The sequence below is a fragment of the Tsukamurella pseudospumae genome (genome assembly GCF_001575205.1).
In the GTDB taxonomy this organism is placed as follows: Bacteria; Actinomycetota; Actinomycetes; order Mycobacteriales; family Mycobacteriaceae; genus Tsukamurella; species Tsukamurella pseudospumae.
Genome location: NZ_LSRE01000012.1, coordinates 95,806 through 115,690, shown reverse-complemented (window position 1 = coordinate 115,690; position 19,885 = coordinate 95,806). Strand labels below are relative to the sequence as shown.

At 71.4% G+C, this 19,885-nt stretch carries 17 protein-coding genes; 9 read left to right on the top strand and 8 right to left on the bottom strand.

The features are described 5' to 3' along the window. The first annotated feature begins 42 nt into the window (after positions 1-42). The gene (locus AXK61_RS09385) at positions 43-969 is read left to right on the top strand and encodes an ABC transporter substrate-binding protein (RefSeq protein WP_068571207.1); all 927 of its coding nucleotides are present in this window, start codon (positions 43-45) and stop codon (positions 967-969) included. Positions 970-1,005: 36 nt separating this feature from the next. Here the strand turns inward: AXK61_RS09385 and AXK61_RS09380 are convergent, their stop codons facing one another. The 6 genes from AXK61_RS09380 to AXK61_RS09355 all read right to left on the bottom strand — a co-directional run bounded on the left by AXK61_RS09380 (position 1,006) and on the right by AXK61_RS09355 (position 9,095). Continuing rightward, positions 1,006-2,568, bottom strand: coding sequence for an adenylate/guanylate cyclase domain-containing protein (locus AXK61_RS09380; RefSeq protein WP_068571208.1), 1,563 nt, complete (start codon positions 2,566-2,568; stop codon positions 1,006-1,008). Further along, a complete protein-coding gene (locus AXK61_RS09375; protein WP_068744988.1) occupies positions 2,568-3,725 on the bottom strand; it encodes an acetate kinase in 1,158 nt (385 codons plus the stop codon). Before AXK61_RS09375 ends, AXK61_RS09380 begins: the two co-directional genes overlap by 1 nt. Continuing rightward, positions 3,722-5,872: a phosphate acetyltransferase gene (gene pta / locus AXK61_RS09370; protein ID WP_068745260.1), complete on the bottom strand. Its 2,151-nt coding sequence runs from the start codon at positions 5,870-5,872 to the stop codon at positions 3,722-3,724. Before pta ends, AXK61_RS09375 begins: the two co-directional genes overlap by 4 nt. A gap of 24 nt (positions 5,873-5,896) precedes the next feature. Then, entirely contained in the window at positions 5,897-6,907 is a 1,011-nt protein-coding gene (gene fgd / locus AXK61_RS09365; RefSeq protein ID WP_068571210.1) for a glucose-6-phosphate dehydrogenase (coenzyme-F420), read from the bottom strand. A 111-nt stretch (positions 6,908-7,018) separates the two neighbouring features. Further along, positions 7,019-7,936, bottom strand: a complete 918-nt coding sequence (locus AXK61_RS09360; protein WP_068744986.1) for a SpoIID/LytB domain-containing protein — start codon at positions 7,934-7,936, stop codon at positions 7,019-7,021. Between the two features lie 205 nt (positions 7,937-8,141). Next, the gene (locus AXK61_RS09355) at positions 8,142-9,095 is read right to left on the bottom strand and encodes a dipeptidase (protein ID WP_068744984.1); all 954 of its coding nucleotides are present in this window, start codon (positions 9,093-9,095) and stop codon (positions 8,142-8,144) included. A gap of 90 nt (positions 9,096-9,185) precedes the next feature. On the opposite strand from AXK61_RS09355, the gene AXK61_RS09350 reads away from it, so the two are divergent. The 3 genes from AXK61_RS09350 (at position 9,186) to AXK61_RS09340 (ending at position 15,556) form a co-directional block, all read left to right on the top strand. Beyond that, complete coding sequence (locus AXK61_RS09350) at positions 9,186-11,054, top strand: ABC transporter ATP-binding protein (RefSeq protein ID WP_068744982.1); 1,869 nt, start codon at positions 9,186-9,188, stop codon at positions 11,052-11,054. A 96-nt stretch (positions 11,055-11,150) separates the two neighbouring features. After that, positions 11,151-13,820 (top strand): ABC transporter ATP-binding protein/permease, encoded by a 2,670-nt coding sequence (locus tag AXK61_RS09345; protein WP_068571213.1) that lies wholly within the window; start codon positions 11,151-11,153, stop codon positions 13,818-13,820. Beyond that, a complete protein-coding gene (locus tag AXK61_RS09340; RefSeq protein WP_068744980.1) occupies positions 13,817-15,556 on the top strand; it encodes an ABC transporter ATP-binding protein in 1,740 nt (579 codons plus the stop codon). The genes AXK61_RS09345 and AXK61_RS09340 overlap by 4 nt, the downstream gene beginning before the upstream one ends. 1 nt (position 15,557) lies before the next feature. Here AXK61_RS09340 and AXK61_RS09335 read toward each other — a convergent pair whose 3' ends face one another. Both AXK61_RS09335 and AXK61_RS09330 read right to left on the bottom strand, forming a co-directional pair. Then, positions 15,558-15,911 carry a VOC family protein gene (locus AXK61_RS09335; protein WP_068571215.1) on the bottom strand — a complete coding sequence of 118 codons (354 nt, stop codon included), beginning with the start codon at positions 15,909-15,911 and terminating at the stop codon, positions 15,558-15,560. 1 nt (position 15,912) lies between these two features. After that, a complete protein-coding gene (locus AXK61_RS09330; RefSeq protein WP_175399999.1) occupies positions 15,913-16,737 on the bottom strand; it encodes a MerR family transcriptional regulator in 825 nt (274 codons plus the stop codon). Between the two features lie 67 nt (positions 16,738-16,804). Between AXK61_RS09330 and AXK61_RS24910 the strand changes: the two genes are divergently transcribed. From AXK61_RS24910 to AXK61_RS09305, 5 genes are all read left to right on the top strand, one after another. Beyond that, the gene (locus AXK61_RS24910; RefSeq protein ID WP_068744979.1) at positions 16,805-17,296 is read left to right on the top strand and encodes a nucleoside deaminase; all 492 of its coding nucleotides are present in this window, start codon (positions 16,805-16,807) and stop codon (positions 17,294-17,296) included. Beyond that, on the top strand, positions 17,293-17,982 hold the full coding sequence (locus AXK61_RS09320) for an ankyrin repeat domain-containing protein (protein WP_231855494.1): 690 nt from the start codon (positions 17,293-17,295) through the stop codon (positions 17,980-17,982). Before AXK61_RS24910 ends, AXK61_RS09320 begins: the two co-directional genes overlap by 4 nt. Before the next feature lie 67 nt (positions 17,983-18,049). Next, positions 18,050-18,856: a class I SAM-dependent methyltransferase gene (locus tag AXK61_RS09315; protein WP_068571218.1), complete on the top strand. Its 807-nt coding sequence runs from the start codon at positions 18,050-18,052 to the stop codon at positions 18,854-18,856. Further along, entirely contained in the window at positions 18,853-19,170 is a 318-nt protein-coding gene (locus AXK61_RS09310; RefSeq protein WP_068571219.1) for a cupin domain-containing protein, read from the top strand. The genes AXK61_RS09315 and AXK61_RS09310 overlap by 4 nt, the downstream gene beginning before the upstream one ends. Positions 19,171-19,205: 35 nt before the next feature. Continuing rightward, positions 19,206-19,850, top strand: a complete 645-nt coding sequence (locus AXK61_RS09305) for a helix-turn-helix transcriptional regulator (RefSeq protein WP_331710557.1) — start codon at positions 19,206-19,208, stop codon at positions 19,848-19,850. Positions 19,851-19,885: the final 35 nt, after the last annotated feature.

Below are 19,885 nucleotides of genomic sequence, written 5' to 3'. Positions count from 1 at the left end.
TCCGTAATGATAGGCTGCCCTTCATTCTAAGGAAGGGGCGGTATGCGTCTGATCTCGGTGGTACTCGCCATCCTGGTGTCCCTCACCGTGACCGCGTGCGGGACCTCCTCCGAAACGGGCCCCGCGAGTTCGGCGCCCGCGAGCCCGCAGCGCGTGGCCTCCCTCGGCCTCGGCGATGTGGACACCCTCCTCGCGCTCGGCGTGGTCCCGGTGCTCGTCGCACCGTGGGCGCAGGACGCCAAGGAGCCGGTCGGTGAGTGGGCCAAGCCGCTGCTGCAGGGGAAGAATCCGCAGATGCTGCTCGGCACCGGGACCAAGCTCGACACCAAGGCCCTCGAGACCCTGGCCGCCAGTAAGCCCGACGTGATCGTCGCGGTCAACTCCGGCTTCGACGACGCCACCTTCTCCCGGCTCGAGACGATCGCGCCCGTGGTCCGCCGGCCGGCGCAGTTCGCCGCGTGGGGTGTGCCCTGGCAGGAACAGGTCCGGGCCATCGCCTCCGGCGTCGGGCGCGCCACCCAGGGCGACGCGCTGATCACCAAGACCGAGAACACCATCCGCCGTACCCAGGAGCAGCACCCGCAGTACCGCGGTCGGACCGCCGCCACGGTACTGCCGAAGTCCGACGGCGGCTTCTACGCCTATGCCACCACAGACGGCCGTGGCCAGGTGCTGACGATGCTCGGCTTCACACTGCCCGAGACGATCTCGTCGGTGGTCCCGGCCGGGAAGTTCTACGCCGAGATCCCCGCGGAGAAGGTCGCCGTCCTCGATCTGGACGCGCTGGTCTACCTCGACTACGGCACGAAGGTCAGCGAGGACACGGCCTTCCGCGCGCTCGCGGTCAGCCGCGAGAACCGGGTGACGACCATCGACCGGACCCTCGGCAACGCGATGTCGATGCCCAATCCGGTGACCATCGAGTGGGTACTCAAGACCCTGCCGCCGAAGCTGCCCGCGTTCACCTGATCGCGCCGCCGCGCCGACCTCCTGGGCGGGGCGCGGTCACCGTCGGGCGAGGAACATCCACGTCGGATGCGAACGGCCCCGGAGCACCTCGGTCGGGCCCTCGCGCCACCGGCGCCGCTCCGCGGGCTCGGCCGCGTCGAACGCCGAACCGGAGGCCCACGGCACCGTCGGGTCGGCCTTGGCGTAGGTAGAGAGCCGTGCGGCCTCGTTGACCGGATCGCCGATCACCGTGTACTCGAAGCGGTCCGCCGCGCCCACGTACCCGGCGACGACGGTGCCGTAGGTGACGCCGCAGCCGGCCCGCACCTCGGGCACCTCGCGGGCGAGGCGCCGCATCATGGCGCGCGACGCGGACAGCGCCGCGCCGGCCGGGTCCGACAGGGCGGCGGGCGCGCCGAAGATCGCGAGCACGGCGTCGCCCTCGAACTTGTTCACCAGACCGCCACGACTGTTGACCTCGGCCACGACGACGCTGCAGAAGCGGTTCAGGATGTCGACCACCTCGGCTGCGGGGCGCTCCGCGGCGAGCGCGGTCGACCCCACGAGGTCGATGAAGATCACCGCCACGGTCTGCTCCACGCCGCCGAGCTCGGGGTCGCGCTCGATGCTCGCGCGGGCCACCTGCTCGCCCACCTGCCGGGCGTAGAGGTCGCGCACCCGCTCCCGCTCCCGCAACCCGTCCGCCATGGCGTTGAAGCCGGACTGCAGGTCGCCGAGTGAGGTTCCGTCGTAGACCACGACCTCGGTGTCGTACCGCCCCTCGGACACACGCCGCATCGCAGCGATCACGCTGCGGACCGGCGAGGACACCCGCGTCACCCCGAGGAGATTGAGGACGACGCCCGAGAGGATGCCGCCGCCCGCGACCGCGCAGATGCTGACGGCCATGCCCCGCACCGTCATCCCCTCCGGGCCGGCGAGGGCGAACAGCGCGATCATCAGGACCCCGGCGGTCGGCAGGCCCGAGCCGAGGAACCACAGGCCGAGCGAGCGCGCCTGCAGGGTCTGATGTCTCGGTGTCGGACGGTAGGTCTGGAGCACGATCGCCGTCACCGGCCGGAGGCTGAACTCGGCCAGCACCTTGCACACGCCGGCGGTCAACAGGCCCACGCCGGCGAGCACCAGGACCACCTTCGGCACCAGTTGCACATCCCGCGAGCCGTACATCAGGCCGAACAGCGCCGCGGCCAGGAACCAGCTGAACAGCTCGAACAGATAGATCCGCTGCGGCAGGGCCAATGTGCGCCGCGCCTCCCGCTCGGTCGGCGGAACGTCCAGCCCCGACCAGTGCAGGGCGCGGTGGACCGTGAACGTCGCGTACCCGAATCCCACCAGGACGCCGGCGAGCACGTAGGAGGGCACCCCCACCGCGTTGACGACGCGCAGCTCCGGCCGCAGCACCGAGGGCTCGGGCAGCCCCACCATGATGAGCATGGTCGCGTAGCCGGCGCCGACGATCGTCGCGATGGTCGTGGCTCCACTGAGCAGCAGGACGGTTCGCAGCCGCCGTTGCCGGGCGCCCTCCGTGCGCGTGCCGAGGAGCGGCGATCCGAAGTCGCCGCCGTCGTCCTCGATCCTCGCCGGGCGCCCGAGGGGCATCAGAGCGCCGCTGCTTCGCGCGCGATCGCGAGCTCCTCGTTGGTCGGGATCACGAGCACGGCGACGGGGGCGTCGTCGGGCGAGATCCGGGTGGGTTCGGAGATCCGGCCGGCGTTCCGTTCGGGGTCGACGACGATGCCGAATCCCTCCAGCCCGGCGAGGGCGTCGGCCCGGACCTGCGCGGCGTTCTCGCCGACGCCGGCCGTGAAGCTGATCGCGTCGGCCCCGCCGAGGTCGACCAGGTACGCGCCGATGTACCGCCGCAGTCGATGGATGTACACGTCGTAGGCCAGCTTCGCGTGCTCGTCGCCCTGCGCGATGAGGGCGCTCAGCGCGCGGAAGTCGTTCTCGCCCGCGATCCCCTTCAGGCCCGACCGGCGGTTGAGGAGGGCGTCGATCTCGTCGATGCCCATCCCGAGGGATCGCCCCAGGTGCAACACGAGACCCGGGTCGATGTCGCCGGACCGAGTGCCCATGACGAGGCCCTCGAGCGGGGTGAGTCCCATCGACGTGTCGACGGCGCGGCCCCCGCGGACGGCGGAGGCCGAGGCGCCGTTGCCCAGGTGCAGCACGATCTGGCTCACCTCGGCGGTCGGCCGGCCGAGGAACGCCGCCGCCCGCTGCGAGACGTACTCGTGCGAGGTCCCGTGGAAGCCGTAGCGCCGCAACGCGTGCTCCTCCGCGAGCTCGCGGTCGATCGCGTAGGTCGCTGCCGCGGCGGGCAGGTCGAAGAAGAAGGCCGTGTCGAACACGGCCACCTGCTTGACCCCCGGCAGCAGCTCTCGGGCGACCTCGATGCCCTGCGCGTTCGCCGGGTTGTGCAGCGGCGCCAGCGAACTGAGCCGGCGGATCTCCGCCAGAACGTGATCATCGATCACGGTGGGCGAGTGGAAACTGCGACCGCCGTGCACCACTCGGTGCCCGACGGCGACGAGCCCCTCCGGGCTCCCCGCACCGTCGGTCAGGTCCAGTCCGCGCGCGGCGAACTCGTCGAACACCAGGCGCAGCGCGGCCTTGTGATCGGGCACCTCGGCCTCGCCGATCCGCTCGACGATGCCGCCGTGCACCACCTCACCCGAATCCGGGTGCAGCAGCTGATACTTCAGCGACGACGAGCCCGAGTTGAGGACCAGGACCGCTCCCGCGACCGCGTTCATGACTGTCCCTTTCCTGCGGCCGGCTCGGCCGTCGCCCCGTGCCCGCTCCGCTCCGGGGCGAAGGCCTGCGCCTGGATCGCGGTGATCGCCACGGTGTTGACGATGTCCTCGACCAGCGCCCCGCGGGAGAGGTCGTTGATCGGCGCGTTGAGGCCCTGCAGCACAGGGCCGATCGCGATGGCGCCCGCCGAGCGTTGCACCGCCTTGTAGGTGTTGTTGCCGGTGTTGAGGTCGGGGAAGACGAGCACCGTCGCCTGACCGGCCACCGGGGAGTCGGGCATCTTCGACGCCGCCACGCCGGGATCGACGGCGGCGTCGTACTGGATCGGGCCCTCCACCAACAGTTCCGGAGAGCGCTCACGGACCAGCGCGGTGGCTGCGCGCACCTTGTCCACATCGGCGCCCGTACCGGATTCGCCCGTCGAGTAGGAGAGCATCGCGACCCGCGGGTCGATGTCGAACTGCGCGGCGGTCTGCGCCGACGAGATGGCGATGTCCGCCAGCTGGGTCTCCGTCGGGTCCGGCACCACCGCACAGTCGCCGTAGGCGAGCACCTTGTCGGCCAGGCACATCAGGAAGATGGACGACACCGTCGACACGCCGGGCTGGGTCTTGATGATCTCGAACGAGGGGCGGATGGTGTGCGCCGTGGTGTGCGCCGCACCGGAGACCATGCCGTCCGCCATGCCGAGATGGACCATCATCGTGCCGAAGTAGCTCACGTCCACCACGGCCTCGGCGGCGCGCTCCAGCGTCATGCCCTTGTGCTTGCGCAGCTCGTAGTAGGCCTGGGCGAACTTGTCGACGAGGTCGGTCGCACGCTTCGGGTCGATCACGTCGGTGTCCCCGAGGTCGACGCCGAGTTCCGCGGCCCGGGCCCGCACCCGGGACTCCTGGCCGAGGATGGTCAGATCGGCCACCTCGCGTTGCAGCAGTCGGCCGGCCGCCCGCAGGATGCGATCGTCGCCGCCCTCGGGCAGCACGATGCGCTTGCGGTCGGCGCGCGCCCGGGCGATGAGGTTGTACTCGAACATCTGCGGGGTCACGACGCCCGGGTTCGACACCTGCAGCGCCTCGAGCAGAGCCTCCGAGACCACGTGCTTCTCGGTGAGCGCGATCGCGAGGTCCACCTTGCGCTCCGAGCCGGGACCGACGCGCCCGCGGGTCTTCGCGGCCAGCCGGGCGGTCTCGTACGTACCGTGCTCGACGGAGATGATCGGCACGTTGGGCGCGAGCCCGTCGACCAGCGCGGCGGTCACCGGGTGCGGCATGTATCCGCCGTTGAGGATGATCCCGGCCAGCGACGGGAAGCCTGCGGCGCGGTGCGCGGTGACCATCGCGAGCAACACCTCGGAGCGATCACCCGCGGCGATGACGGCGACGCCCTCTGTGACCCGTTCGAGGCTGTGCTCGGCCGTCATACCTGCGACCAGCACCGACATCGCCTCGCGGGAGAGCAGCTCCGGGTCTCCCCACAGCAGTTTGCCGTCCATCGCGTCCATGAGCTCGCCGATGGTCGGCGCGGTGAGCACGGGCTCCTCCGGCAGCGCCCAGACGGGCAGCCCGGTGTCGGCCTTGAGCGCCTCGCAGACCGCCTCGCGCTGTTCCGGCGCGCACCGGTTGGCGATGATCGCGGCCGTGTGCGCGTGGTTGGCCCGGATCTCGGCCATGCACTGCTCCGCCACCGAGACGACCTGCTCGGGCGTGCGGTCCAGGGCCTTGACCGCCAGCAGGATCGACGCTCCGAGGTTCGCGGCGATCCGGGCGTTGAAGGACAGCTCGGTCGGCGTGGTGACATCGGTGTAGTCGGAGCCGAGGACCAGCACGAAGTCGCACTTGTCGGCGACGGCGTGGAAACGGCTCACGATCTCGGCGATCGCCGCGTCCGGGTCCTCGTGCACCTGCTCGTAACTCACTCCGATGCACTCGTCGTAGTCGAGTTCGGCGGTCGCCTGCTCGATGAGCAGTTCCAGGATGTAGTCGCGCTGGTCGCCGGTGGACCGCGGGATCGGCCGGAACACCCCGATCGTCCAGCCGGTGGACGTGAGCAGGTTCATCGCGCCGAGCGCGATGGTGGACTTGCCCGTATCGCCCTCCGGAGAGGCGATGTAGATACTGGTCGTCTTCGGTGCTCGATCCGCGGCCATGAGCTCCACTCTTCCAGCCGAGGGTCAGCCGAGCGCGCGCAGGCGGGGCTCGAGATCGCGCTGGAAGTTGGTCAGGAACCGCCGCTGGTCGTGGCCGGGGGCGTGGAACACGAGGTGGTTCAGGCCCGCATCCACGTACTGCTTGACGGCGGCCACGGCCTCGTCGGGATCCGAGGAGACGATCCAGCGCTTGGCGACCTGCTCGATCGGCAGCTCGTCGGCGAGGCGCTCCATCTCGGCGCTCGAGTTCACCGAGTGCTTCTGCTCCGCAGTGAGCGAGAGCGGCGCCCAGAAGCGCGTGTTCTCCAGCGCCAGTTCGGGATCCGGGTCGTAGCTGATCTTGATCTCGATCATCTTGTCGAGCGCGCCGAAGTCGCGCCCCCCGAGGCCCGCCCCCTCCTGAGCGGCGGGGATGAGCTTGTCGGTGTAGAGCTCCATGCCCTTGCCGGAGGTGCAGATCATGCCGTCGCCCACGCGGCCCGCGTACTTGGCCACGACAGGTCCGCCCGCGGCGATGTAGACCGGCACGGGGCGCTCCGGAATGTCGAAGAGGACGGCGTCCTTGGTGTGGTAGTACTCGCCCTCGAAGTTCGTGATCTCACCCGACCACAGTTCGCGCATGAGGCGGACGGACTCGCGCAGCCGCGCGAACCGCTCCTTGAACTCGGGCCACTCGCCCTGGAAACCGGTGGCGTACTCGTTGAGCGCCTCGCCGGTTCCCGCGCCCAGGAAGATGCGGTCCGGGTACATGCACGCCATGCTCGCGAAGGCCTGCGCGATCACCGCGGGGTTGTACCGGAAGGTCGGGGTCATCACCGATGTACCGATCTTCACGCGCTCGGTGCGCTCGCCCACCGCCGCCATCCACGCCAGGGAGAACGGGGCGTGCCCGCCGTTCACCCGCCACGGCTGGAAGTGGTCGCTCACCGCGACCGAGTCCATGCCCGCGGCCTCCGCCGCGACCGCGATCTCCACCAACTCGCGGGGCCCGAACTGCTCCGCCGATGCCTTGTACCCGAGCTGCAACTTCGCCATACGGTTCAGCCTACTGGGAACGGTCCCCGCGTCCACGGCGCTCGGGGCACACGCCTGACGACGATCGGTACGGGAGCCCGACGGTGCCGACCGCGACGGTGCCGCCCCGGATCACCGGACGGGGTCGACCGCCGGATCGTCCGCGCGGGAGGCGCCGTACTCGGTCTCGTAGACGCGGCCGTTCTGAGCCATGACCAGACCGCTCGTGCTGGACACGGCGGCGTCGGTGCGCGGATCCTCCTTGTCGATCCCGCCGTACACCTGCGAGCCCTGCGTGTCGTCGAACTCCTCGCCCCGCGCGGCGCCGCGGACGAGGGCGTAGGACCGGGCGGCGATGGCCTGGGCCTGCAGCGCGGCGGTACCGCCCTGATCCGCCCAGCCCGGCGAGTTCTCGACCGGAACCACGCTGCGCACGTAGTCCTCGATGCCGACGACGTTGATCACGCCATCGGGCCGGGCCGTGAGCCGCCCCCGGTAGCCGGCGTTGCTGCCGCAGAACCGCAGCACCTGGTTCGGGGCGAGGGACTGGTCGTTCGTCAACGGGCTGACGGTGGCGTCGGGCACCTCGAGCGTCCCGAGCACCTGCCCGCCGCAGCCCGAGCGCACCGTCGCCGTGGTCCCGCTGATGCTGACCGCCTGACCGGGGGCCAGGGACTTCCCCGCGATCATGCCGCCCGCGGGGGCGACGACGTCGAGTCGGCTCTGGTTGGTCAGCCGGACGGTGATCGGCAGGCCGGTGTTCACCCGCCCCAGCGTGGTACCCGGGTAGTACTTGGCCAGGATCTGCTCGGCGTTCCAGCCCTGCTTGGCATAGGTGAGCGCGCCGAGCTGGCTCATGCCGCGGCCGTGTCCGCCGGCGCCGCCCGGTGCGGTGTCGTTGGGCCCGTCGACCAGCGTGGTCGCAGGCAGTTCGCCCGATCCGACTAGCGCCCCGCCGATGACCAGCGCGGGCGCTACCGCGACCAGCGCCGCGCGGGTCGCCAGGGCACGCGGAGAGCGACGGGGGCCTCCGTCGATCCACACGGGCATCCGATGTCTCCTTCGGTCGCGGCGCGACATTCTGTGACGAATGTTGCTGTTGTTGTTATTGAGACTCATGTAAATCCTAGGAGATGTCAAGGACCGCCCACGCCGCCGCACCGATCGCCCGTCCCCGCAGATACCTCCGCTCGCCCCGAGAATCCGCGTCGCGAGCGGGGATACCTGCTGCGCGCGAGGACGTCTGCCGCGGCGCTCAGCGCCAGGTCGCCCGCGCGACTCGCAGGAAGTTGCCACCCGTCACCGCCGCGATGTCGGACGGCGCCCATCCGCGGCCCGCGAGGAACGCGGCCAGGCGGATGAACTCCTCGGGAGGCACCCACTGGATCGGCCCCCATCGGGTGTACGACTCGTCGAACAGGCCCGGATTCGTTGCGATCTCGGTGCGGAAGTCGTCGGCGTCGAAGGAGTGATCCGTGCTCACGCCCACGTGGTCGATCCCGACGAGCTCCACGGCGTACTCGAGATGCCGGGCCATCGCCTCCAACGTCGGGGTGTTGGGCCCGAGGAAGATCCCCACACCGGTGATGCCGACGACGCCACCGGTCTCGGCGCACGCCCGGGCCTGTTCGTCGGTGATGTTGCGCGGATGCTCCCACACGCCTGCCATGCAGGAATGGCTGTAGACCGTCGGGCCCGACGATGCCGCGGAGATCCCGAGTCCCGTCCTACGGCCGCAGTGGGATCCGTCCGGGACGACGCCCACCTCGTTCATCCGAGCGACCAGGTCACTCCCCCAGCGAGTCAGACCGTCGTCGTTCGCATCGAGGCAGCCGCCGCCCGCACGGTTCGCGTGGTTGTAGGTCGGGCCGATCGTCCGGACGCCGAGTCGAGCGAGCTCGGCGAGGTTGTCGAGGTCACCGTCGAGCGGATTCGCATCCTCGAGATCGAAGGCGACGGCGATCCGCCCCGACGCGGTCACCCGGTCGACCTCCTCGACGGTGCCCGCGAGACCCAGGTCCGGATTCCGCTCGACGGCCGCGCGGCAAGAACGGAGGAGCGAGATCGAGTCGACGTACGCCTGCGGCCGGTACCCGGCATTGACCGACACGTACGTCGGCACGCCGGAGGCATAGCGGCCCAGGGGCGCGACCTCGGCTCCGACGGTGAGCGGTAGGCACGCGTGCTGATCCCAGATCAGAGATTCCATCCGATCAGTGTGACGCGCGACCTCGCCCGATTTCGCGGGGAGCGAAAAGGGGTGGACATGAAGGTAACTTGAGGTCCTAGCCTTGCATGCATGAGCATGGAATCGGTCGCGTGGAGCACGCTGTATCAGGGGAACCGGTCGCTCGATGCACCGTCGAGGCGTCCGAGCGAGACATTGCGGCGGATGGGCCCGTTCGCCCGACCGCACCGCTGGCGGCTCACGTGGTTCCTCCTTCTCTCGATCGTCTCGGCGCTCCTGGCGGTGGCGACGCCGCTGCTCGCGGGCAAGGTCGTCGACCGGATCGTGGGCGGCGGACCGACCAGCACCGTCGTCGAGCTCGCGATCCTCATCGCGGTGATCGCCCTCGTGGGTGCCGGCGTGGACCTGCTCTCCCGCTGGTTCTCGAGCCGCATCGGGGAGGGCCTGATCGACCAGCTGCGGACCGCCGTCTTCGACCACGTCCAGACGATGCCCGTGGCCTTCTTCACCCGCACCCGCACCGGCGCCCTGGTGAGCCGGCTCAACAACGACGTGCTGGGCGCGCAACGCGCATTCTCGGACACCCTGGCCGGCGTCGTCACCAACATCGTCACGCTCGCGCTGACGCTCGGCGTCATGCTCAGCATCTCGTGGCAGATCACGCTCCTCGCGCTCGTGCTCCTGCCGGTGTTCATCGTCCCGTCGCGCAGCATGGGCGTGCGGATCGCGGCCATGTCGCGGCGCGCGGCCCGGCACAACGCGTCCATGAGCGACCAGATGACCGAGCGCTTCTCCGCGCCCGGCGCCACCCTCGTCAAGCTGTACGGCCGGCCCGAGATCGAATCGCACGAGTTCGCCTGGCGTGCCGCGGCCGTCCGCGACATCGGCGTCCGCACCGCGATGGCTCGGATGACCTTCGTGACCATGCTGACGCTGGTCAGCTCCCTCGCGCTGGCCCTCGTCTACGGCCTCGGCGGCTTCTACGCCCTCCGCGGCGAGCTGCAGGCCGGCGCCGTGGTCGCGCTCGCACTGCTCCTCACCCGTCTGTACGTTCCGCTCACCGCGCTCGCCAACGCCCGGGTCGAAGTGATGACCGCTCTGGTCTCCTTCGAGCGCGTCTTCGAGGTGCTCGACCTCGAACCCATGGTCCGCGACGCCCCGGATGCGCACACCGTCGGCAAGGGCCCCACCCGACTGCGCTTCGAGAACGTCGACTTCGCGTACCCGTCGGCCGACAAGGTCTCGCTCGCCTCACTGGAGGAGGTCGCGCAGCTGGACACCCGCGGCGGCGAGACGGTGCTGCACGACGTGTCCTTCACAGCCGCACCGGGTTCCATGGTCGCGCTGGTGGGCAGCTCGGGCGCCGGCAAGTCGACGATCGCGCAGCTCGCGACCCGGCTGTACGACCCGGATCGCGGGGCGATCACGCTGAACGGCACCGACCTGCGCGACATCACCGCCCGGAGCCTGCACGGCACCGTCGGCCTCGTGACGCAGGACGGGCACCTGTTCCACGACAGCATCCGAGCGAACCTGCTGCTCGCGAACCCGGACGCGTCCGACGCCGAGGTCCACGACGCGCTCCGCCGCGCCCGGCTCGACGACCTCGTCGAGCACCTGCCCGACGGGCTCGACACCGTCGTCGGTGAGCGGGGCTACCGACTCTCCGGGGGCGAGCGGCAGCGGCTGACCATCGCGCGCCTGCTCCTCGCGCAGCCCTCGGTCGTGATCCTCGACGAGGCCACCGCGCACCTCGATTCGACCTCGGAGGCGGCGGTACAGGCGGCGCTCGGCGAGGCCCTGGCCGACCGGACATCGCTGGTGATCGCGCACCGGTTGTCCACGATCCGCGCCGCCGACGAGATCCTGGTGCTGGAGGCCGGGCGCATCGTCGAACGGGGAACGCACGAGACCCTGCTCGCGCAGGGCGGGCGGTACGCGGAGCTCTACCGCACCCAGTTCGCCGATCAGGCGGCCTGAGCCGTCGACGAAGAACCGAGCTTAGGCTAACCTCTAGCCGATGGCCTCGACGCCCCGACGCACCCGCGCCCGGGCGCGTGGCGGGAGGGCGGCGAGATGGCACGCGGGTTCAGTGGGGCGGTCATGCGGGCGTTCGGCGCGCAGGACTACGCGATCACGGTGGTGGACAAGGAGCAGCGCACCGCGCACTGCATCCGGATCCGGTTCCACTCCGACACGCTCTTCGACGTCGTCTCGGACGGACCCACGTCCTGGATCCGCTGCTGGTTCCCCGACGACTCGGGCAAGGAGTTCCAGCGCGCGTACACCTTCTCCGAGGTCGACGCCGCCTCCGGCCGGTTCGCCCTCGACTTCGTGCTGCACGAGCCGGCGGGCCCCGCGTCGAACTGGGCGCGCGCCGCGCAGCCCGGCGACGAGCTGGCCGTGAACTACATGAGCTCGGTACCGCTCGAGATCCCGGAGGAGAATCCGCCCGCCGGCTACCTGCTGATCGGCGACTCGGCATCGGTTCCCGCCATCAACACGATCATCGCCGCGATGCCGCCCGAGATCCCCGTCGAGGTCTATCTGGAGGAGCACGAGCCCGCCGACCGCGAGCTGCCGTTGGGCGCGCACCCCCGGCTCCGGGTGCACTGGGTGCACCGCGCGGGAACGCACTCGCTCGCCGACGCCCTCGAGGCGCGCGACTGGTCGAACTGGTACGCGTGGGCGGGACCGGAGCAGAACTCGCTCAAGCTCATTCGCGCGCGACTCAAGGAGTTCGGCTTCCCGCGCTCCGAGACGCACGCCCTCGCCTACTGGTCGCAGGGCAAGGCCATGGGCAAGGAGCGCGCCCCCGAGACTCCCGAGTCCGACGGTGCCGCAGCACCCGCCGTGCCCGACGGCACGGCATCACCGGCCGGGCCCGACGGCGCCGCCCCCGGGCCCGGGATGCCGGCGCCGGCCACCGGGGCCGACGGTGCCGCCGCCCGTCCTGAGCCGGAGCGCGGGGCACCGTCGAAAACCACTCCCCCGCAGGGCCGCTGGCGCGCGGCCGGCGCGGGACGACTGCTCGCACCGCTCAAGCGCACGCTGATCCTGGCCGGGGCGGCGCAGGCCGTCGTGACGCTGCTGCAGTTCGCGCCCTACCTGCTGCTCATCGAGCTGGGCCGCCGACTGTTGGACGGCGCACCCGCGTCGGACCTGTGGTCGGTCGGCGTGCTGGCGATCGTGCTGCTGGGCGTCGGCACTCTCCTCGAATCGGCACTCATGCTGTGGCTGCACGCCGTCGACGCGCGCTTCTCGCGGGACCTGCGCGGCAGCCTGCTCGGCAAGTTGGCGCGGCTGCCGCTGGGTTGGTTCTCCGCGCGGAGCTCCGGCGGTGTCAAGACGCTGATCCAGGACAACACGCTCGCCCTGCACTACCTCGTCACGCACGCGACGCTCGACGCCGTCTCGGCGGTCGTCGCGCCCATCGCCGTGCTGGTCTACCTGTTCACGGTGGACTGGGGCATCGCCCTGTTCCTCCTCCTGCCGGTCCTCGGGTACGTGATCACCATGTACCGCATGGTGATCGCTTCGTCGGCGCAGATCCCGCAGCATCAGGCCTGGGTCGACAGGATGGGCGGCGAGGCCGGCGCCTACCTCGACGCACAACCCGTGATCCGGGTGTTCGGCGGCGTGCTCGCCTCCGGCTTCCAGCGGAACCTGGACGGCTACATCGATTTCCTCTCCGGCTGGCAGCGCCCCTTCGTGCGCACCAAGACCGTCATGGACATCGTGACGCGGCCGACCACGTTCCTGTGGGTGATCGCCACCGCCGGAACACTCTTCGTCATCCAGGGCTGGACCCGGCCCGTCGACCTGCTGCCCTTCCTGCTCCTCGGCGCGACCTTCGGGGTCCGCCTGCTGGGGATCGGCTACGGCCTCAGCGGGCTGCGTGCGGGCATGATCGCGGCCCGCGACCTGCAGACGGTCCTCGACGAGCCGGAGCTGGCGACCCGCGCACCGTCGGACGACGGTGCCGTGACGGCCGCGCCCGGCGCGGTGGAGGTCCGGGGCGTGACCTTCGGATACCGACCGGACGTGCCGGTGCTGCACGACATCTCGATGAGTCTGGCGCCGGGCACGGTGACCGCGCTGGTCGGGCCCTCGGGCTCGGGCAAGTCGACGCTCGCTGCTCTGCTCGCCCGGTTCCACGACGTCGACGCCGGCACGATCACCGTCGGCGGCCGCGACATCGCGACCATGCCGGCCGACGAGCTGTACGCCCGCCTCGGATTCGTGCTGCAGCAGACCCAGCTCGTGGTGGGAACGGTCGCCGAGAACATCGCGTTGGCGGTTCCCGACGCCACGCAGCAGCGCATCGAGGAGGCGGCCCGCGCGGCGAACATCCACGAGCGGATCCTGCGCATGCCCCAGGGCTACGACACCCCGCTCGGACGGGATCCCGCGCTGTCCGGCGGTGAGCGACAACGCCTCACGATCGCCCGGGCGATCCTCGCCGACGCCCCGGTCCTCGTACTCGACGAGGCGACGGCGTTCGCCGACCCCGAATCCGAGTACCTCGTACAGGAGTCGCTGAGCCGACTCGCCGCGGGCCGCACGGTGCTCGTCATCGCGCACCGCCTGCACACCGTCGTCGACGCCGACGCGATCGTCGTGCTCGACGGGGGCCGGATCGTCGAGAGCGGCACGCACGACGATCTGCTCGCCGCGGGCGGCGCCTACCGCTCGCTCTGGGACGCGGCGCGACCCGCGGCACCGTCGATGGGAGAGACCCGATGATCCGCACACTGCTCGCCCTCCTCCCCCGCGACCGCCGTCCGCTCGTGGTGCGCTTCCTGGTGCTCGCGATCGTCTCGGTCGCCGCTCGTGCCGCCGGGGTGGTGCTGCTGATCCCGCTGCTCACGGCCCTCTTCGAGGGCCGGAACTCCGATGCCCTCGGGTGGCTCGGCGCGCTCACCGCGGCCGCCGTCCTCGGCTGGATCATCGACGCCGCGACCTCTCGCGCCGCCTACGAGCTCGGCTTCGACACACTGAACAGCGCGCAACACGCCGTCGCCGAACGCCTCTCGCGGATCCGCCTCACCTGGTTCGGCACGGACAACGTCGCCACGGCCCGACAGGCGATCGCGGCGACCGGACCCGATCTGGTCGGCCTCGTCATCTACCTGGTGCTACCGCTGCTCACGGCACTGCTCCTGCCCGTCGCGATCGGCCTGGCGCTGTTCCCGATCGCATGGCAACTCGGCCTGGTCGCCCTGGCCGGAGTGCCGCTGCTGCTCGGCGCACTGTGGGCGGGCGGCGCGATCAGCCGTCGGGCCGACCATGTCGCCGACGAGGCGAACGCGCTGCTCGGCGAGCGGGTCGTCGAGTTCGCGCGGACCCAACAGGCGCTGCGTGTCTCCCGTCGGGTCGAACCGGAGCGCAGCCTCGCCGGCGAGGCGCTGCTCCGCCAGCACGGCGCGACCATGCGGCTGCTCCTCCTCCAGGTACCCGGGCAGATCGTCTTCGGCATCGCCGGGCAGATCGCGCTCTTCGCTCTCGCGGGCACCACCGCCGCTCTCACCCTGCGCGGCGATCTCACCGCACCCGCGGCCGTCGCCCTCATCGTGGTGGCGGTGCGCTACCTCGAGCCCTTCACCACGCTGGGCCTCCTCTCGGGTGGCCTGGAGACGACCCGCCTGACCATGCGCCGGATCAAGGCGGTACTGGACGGTCCCATCGCACCGTCGGGCGCCGCGACCCGCACGATCGACGGTGCGCCCCGCATCGAGTTCCGAGGTGTCACCTTCCATTACGACGATCCCGAGCACCCGGTGCTCAGCGACCTGGACCTCGTGCTCGAGGCGGGCTCGACCACCGCGATCATCGGGGCTTCAGGCTCGGGCAAGAGCACGATCCTCGGCCTCCTCGCCGGACTGTTCGAACCGGTGTCCGGCCGGATCCTGGTCGACGGTGCCGATGTCGCGGACCTCGATCTCACCTCACGTCGGGCGCTCACCAGCGTGGTCTTCCAACAACCCCATCTGGTGGCGGGCACCGTCGCCGAGAACGTCCGTGCCGGTGACCCCGAGGCATCGCAGGAGCGCGTCGCGGCGGCCACGGCGCTCGCCCGCGTCGACGAGCTGGTCGAACGGATCCCCGGCGGCCTCGACGCGCGCGTCGGCGAGGCCGGGAGCGCGCTGTCGGGCGGCGAACGCCAGCGGGTGAGCATCGCCCGCGCTTTGCTCAAGCCCGCCCCGATCCTGCTCATCGACGAGGCGACGAGCGCGCTCGACAACGTCAACGAACGCGCTGTCGTCGACGCGCTGTCCGCGGACGCGACCGCCCGGACCCGGGTGATCGTGGCGCACCGTCGGGCGGGGATCCGGCGGGCCGACCGCGTGATCGTGCTCGACGACGGACGGATCGTCGAGTCCGGAACACCGGACGAGTTGCTCGCCGCCGACGGACCGTTCGCGCGGTTCTGGCGCGCTCAGGACTCCGCAGCGGCATGGCGGCTCACCGACGCGCACTGAATCACCCCTGGGCGATGCAGAATTCGTTGCCCTCCGGATCCGTCAGCACGGTCCACTGCACGCCCCACTCGTCGTGGTCGCGCAGGTGAGTCGCGCCCAGCGCCAGGACCCGGGCGACCTCGGCGGCCCGGTCGTCGGCGTGCAGGTCCAGGTGCATGCGGTTCTTGACCGTCTTGCCCTCGGGCACCGCGAGGAACATCATCCGCGGCAGCACGGGATTCTGATATCCGACGGTGCGCATGAAGGCGTTGCCGTCGTTCTCGTCCACGGGCACTCCGAGCGCCTGCGACCAGAACGCCGCCTGCCCGGCGACATCGGCACAGTCGAGGTTGATCATCTGCACGGTCAGGGCCATGTCATTTCTCCTTCGTCGCGGTGGCCAGGACCGGCCACCAGATCTCGGTGCGCAGGTCCGCGGGGTCCGCGGCGGCGCAGGGGTCCACGAGGTAGCGCTCGATGATCGCCCCGCGCGCGTCGGTCGCGTTGCGGGCGACCCAGGCGCCGAGCTGGCCGTAGGTCTCGTCGAACCGCTCGTACGAACCGTGGTGCACGGCGACGGCGCACAGCGCGCGGCCCAGCCGCCGGTTGCTCACCCGCCCCGTCACGGAACCGGGGCCCGAGACGGGGATCATCGCCGACACGTGCTCGACCTCGCCGACCTGCGACGGGTACTCGGCGAGCGAGGGCCCTGTCACCGTCAGGCCCGCGGCGGCCGCGCACGCCTCCAACTCGGTGTAGGCGGCGTCGAGGAACTCGGGGAGCCGCGTGTGCTCGACCTCCGCAGCGATCTCCAGGACGTCGATCGCGTCGAACCCGCGGAGATGCGTCGGGGTGTGCGCGACCGGGGCCGTCGCGTCCTGCAGCGCGACGATGGCGCGCTCCAGGTCGGCGCGGCGCGCCCGTAGCGTCGCCTCGTGCTCCGTGAGGACCTCGCGGGTGATGTCCGGGTCGCGCGCCTCCAGCACCCGGGCCACGGCCACGAGCGGTAACTCCAGGTCACGCAGCCGGGTGAGCACCGCGGCGTCGTGCACCCGCGCGGCGTCGTAGTGCCGGTACCCCGTCGCTGGGTCGATCGCGGCGGGCACCAGCACGCCCTGCTCGTGGTAGCGCCGCAACTGCTTGACGGAGAGCAACGTTGCGCGCGAGAACATCCCGATCGACATGAGGCCCGATGTGGTCACGGGTCGAGTATGGGCTCTCCCCCCGAGGGGAGGGTCAAGACCGGCATCTCGGACTACGGTCGAAGCCATGTCCCACACTGCCCCGCTCCCAGAGGATCTCCCCCATCTGCGACGTTGCGTCGACCTCGCCCGCGCCGCCCTCGACGACGGCGACGAGCCCTTCGGCTCGGTGCTGACCTACGGCGGCGAGATCGTCTTCGAGGATCGCAACCGGGTGGCCGGCGGGGACGCCACGCGGCACCCCGAGTTCGAGATCGCCCGCTGGGCCGCAGAGCACCTCACGCCCGTGGAACGCGCGGACGCCGTCACCTACACCTCCGGCGAGCACTGCGCGATGTGCAGCGCCGCGCACGCCTGGGTGGGGCTCGGTCGCATCGTCTACGCGGGGAGCACCGAGCAGTTGGTCGGCTGGCAGGCGGAATGGGGCGTGCCGCCCGCGCCCGTCGCGCCGCTGCCCATCGGCGCGGTCGCGCCGGGCGTCCCCGTCGCCGGCCCGGAGCCGTCCCTCGCCGCCGAACTGCGCGCGCTGCACGCCCGGTCCGCCGGGATCGAATCGTGAAGCGACTCGGCCTGTTCTGCGCGGCGGCGCTCCTCGTCGGGTGCGCCACCCCGGAACCCGCGGCACCGTCGTCGACGGTGCGCCCCGCCCCGAGCCCGGAGGCGACCCGGGCGCTCGTGAGCGCCGTGACCACGGGCGACCTCGCCGCGACTCGGGCGGCCATCGCCGCCGGCGCGGACCTCGAGGTCCGGATCACCCGCGCCCGCACGGCGCTGGTCGCCGCGACGAAAACCGGGCACACGCAGATCGCACTGGCCCTGCTCGATGCCGGCGCGGACCCGAACACCAAGGACGACATCCAGGACTCCGCGTACCTGTACGCGGGCGCGGAGGGGATGACCGAGATCCTGGCGTCGACGCTGAGGCACGGCGCAGATGTGCGCAGCCTCAACCGCTACCGCGGGACTGCGCTCATCCCGGCCTGCGAGCACGGGCACGTCGAGAACGTGAAGCTGCTCATCGCCGCCGGCGTGGACGTGGACCACGTGAACGGCTCGGGATGGACCTGCCTGCTGGAGGCCGTGATCCTCGGCAACGGCGACGACGCCCACGTCGAGACGGTCCGCCTGGTGCTCGACGCGGGCGCGCGCCCCGGTCTCGCGGACCGCGACGGCGTCACCGCGAGGCAGCACGCAGTGAACCGGGGGCAGACCGCCGTGGTCGCCGAGATCGACCGGCGCCGCTGAGAAGATATTGGCAAGGCTCCCCTATTTAATGCAATACTCTCCGGTAAATACCGAGAGAGGCGGCGCGATGCCCGAACCCACCAACGAACTCCCGCTGCACGCCCGCAGGACCGAGGATCTGCCCGGGCACTGGCTGCTCGCGCGCCTCGGCAAGCGGGTGCTCCGGCCCGGCGGCCGGAAGATGACCGAGGACCTGCTCACCGACGCGAGCCTGCGGGGCGCCGACGTGGTCGAGCTGGCTCCCGGTCTGGGCAAGACCGCCGCCGAGATCGTGGGCCGCTCCCCCGCGTCGTACATCGGTGTCGAATCCGACCCCGCCGCGGCGGACTGGACAGGCGCGGCGGTGGGCAGCGGCGGCCGCGTCGTCGTCGCGGAGGCTCAGGCCACCGGCCTCGACGCAGCCAGCGCCGACGTGGTGATCGGCGAGGCGATGCTCACGATGCAGACCGAGCGCGGAAAGAAGGAGATCGCCGACGAGGCGCACCGCGTACTCCGCCCCGGCGGCCGCTACGCGATCCACGAGCTCGCGCTGCACCCCGACACGCTGCCGGACGAGACCAAGACCGAGATCCGCAAGGCCCTCGCCCGGTCGATCAAGGTGAACGCGCGGCCGCTCACCGAGGACGAGTGGCGGGCGACGCTCGACCGGTCGGGCTTCGACGTCGAGGTCGTCCGGTTCGCGCCGATGGCGCTGCTCGAGCCCCGGCGCGTGATCGCCGACGAGGGCGTCGTGCGGACCCTGCGGTTCGTGGGCAACGTCCTGCGCGACGGCGCGGCGCGCAAGCGCATCCTGGCGATGCGCACGGTGTTCACCCGGCACAAGGCCAACCTGGCCGCGATCGAGATCGTCGCCGTGAAGCGGGCGGAGGCGTGAGCGCGGGCTGGGCCGAGGTCGACGGGCTCGCCGAGGGGACCCCGAAGGCCGGCGACGCCCCCGATGTGAAGCTGCGGCAGCGCACCGACGCCGCACGCATCATCCAGATCACCTTCGCCGCAGGCCAGAGCATGCCCGGGCACAGCGCGCCCCGGCCGATCGTGCTCCTCGGGCAACGCGGCACCGTCACCGTCGAGATCGACGGCGACGTGGTCGCTCTCGAGCCCGGGCGGGCGGTCCAGATCGACGAGCGCGTCCCACACTCCCTCACCGCGGTCACCGCCGCCGACGTCACCCTCATACTGGTGGGGTGAGCGCCCGGGCCCCGGGCGAGAGAGTCCGGGAGGTCATGCGCATGGAGTCGGCGGGACGCGGCGGGGTGCTGACACTCGTGCGCACGAGGGGCCCGATGACCGCCACGGAGGTCGCCGACGCGCTCGACGTCCACGTGAGCACGGCCCGGTTCCACCTGACCAAACTGGTGGAGTCCGGCCTGGTCGAGACCGCCCCGGACAAGCGGCGCACCGTCGGCCGGCCGCGCGTCACCTATGCCGCCCGCCCGCAGGCGCCCACCGGAGAGCTCCTCGGACTGCTCCTCGCGCAGCTCGGGCCCACGCCCGAGCTCCGGGAGCGGGCGGCGGCCGACGCCGGCCGACTGTGGGCCGCGTCGCGCGCCGTCGTCGCGCCGTCCGACGGCCTGCCGGACCCCACGGCCGTCGCGGGCGCGATCCTGCGCGCCCTCGGCTTCGAGATCGAGTCCACGACCAGCGCGTTCGGCACGCATACGCTGCAGATCTGCGCGTGCCCGCTGCAGAGCCTGGCGAGCGGCTCCCCCGAGGTCGCACGCGGGGTGGTCCGCGGCGCCGTCGAGCAGGCTCTGGCGATCGCCTCTCCTTCGCTCGGCTCGCAGTACGTGGTGCGCGTGCAGCCGGATCCCCACGGCGACTGCGCGATCGGCGTCCGCCTGGCCCCGATGGCGACCCACAGCGTGTGATCGACATCTCCACAAGGCGAGCCTTGCCTAAATTA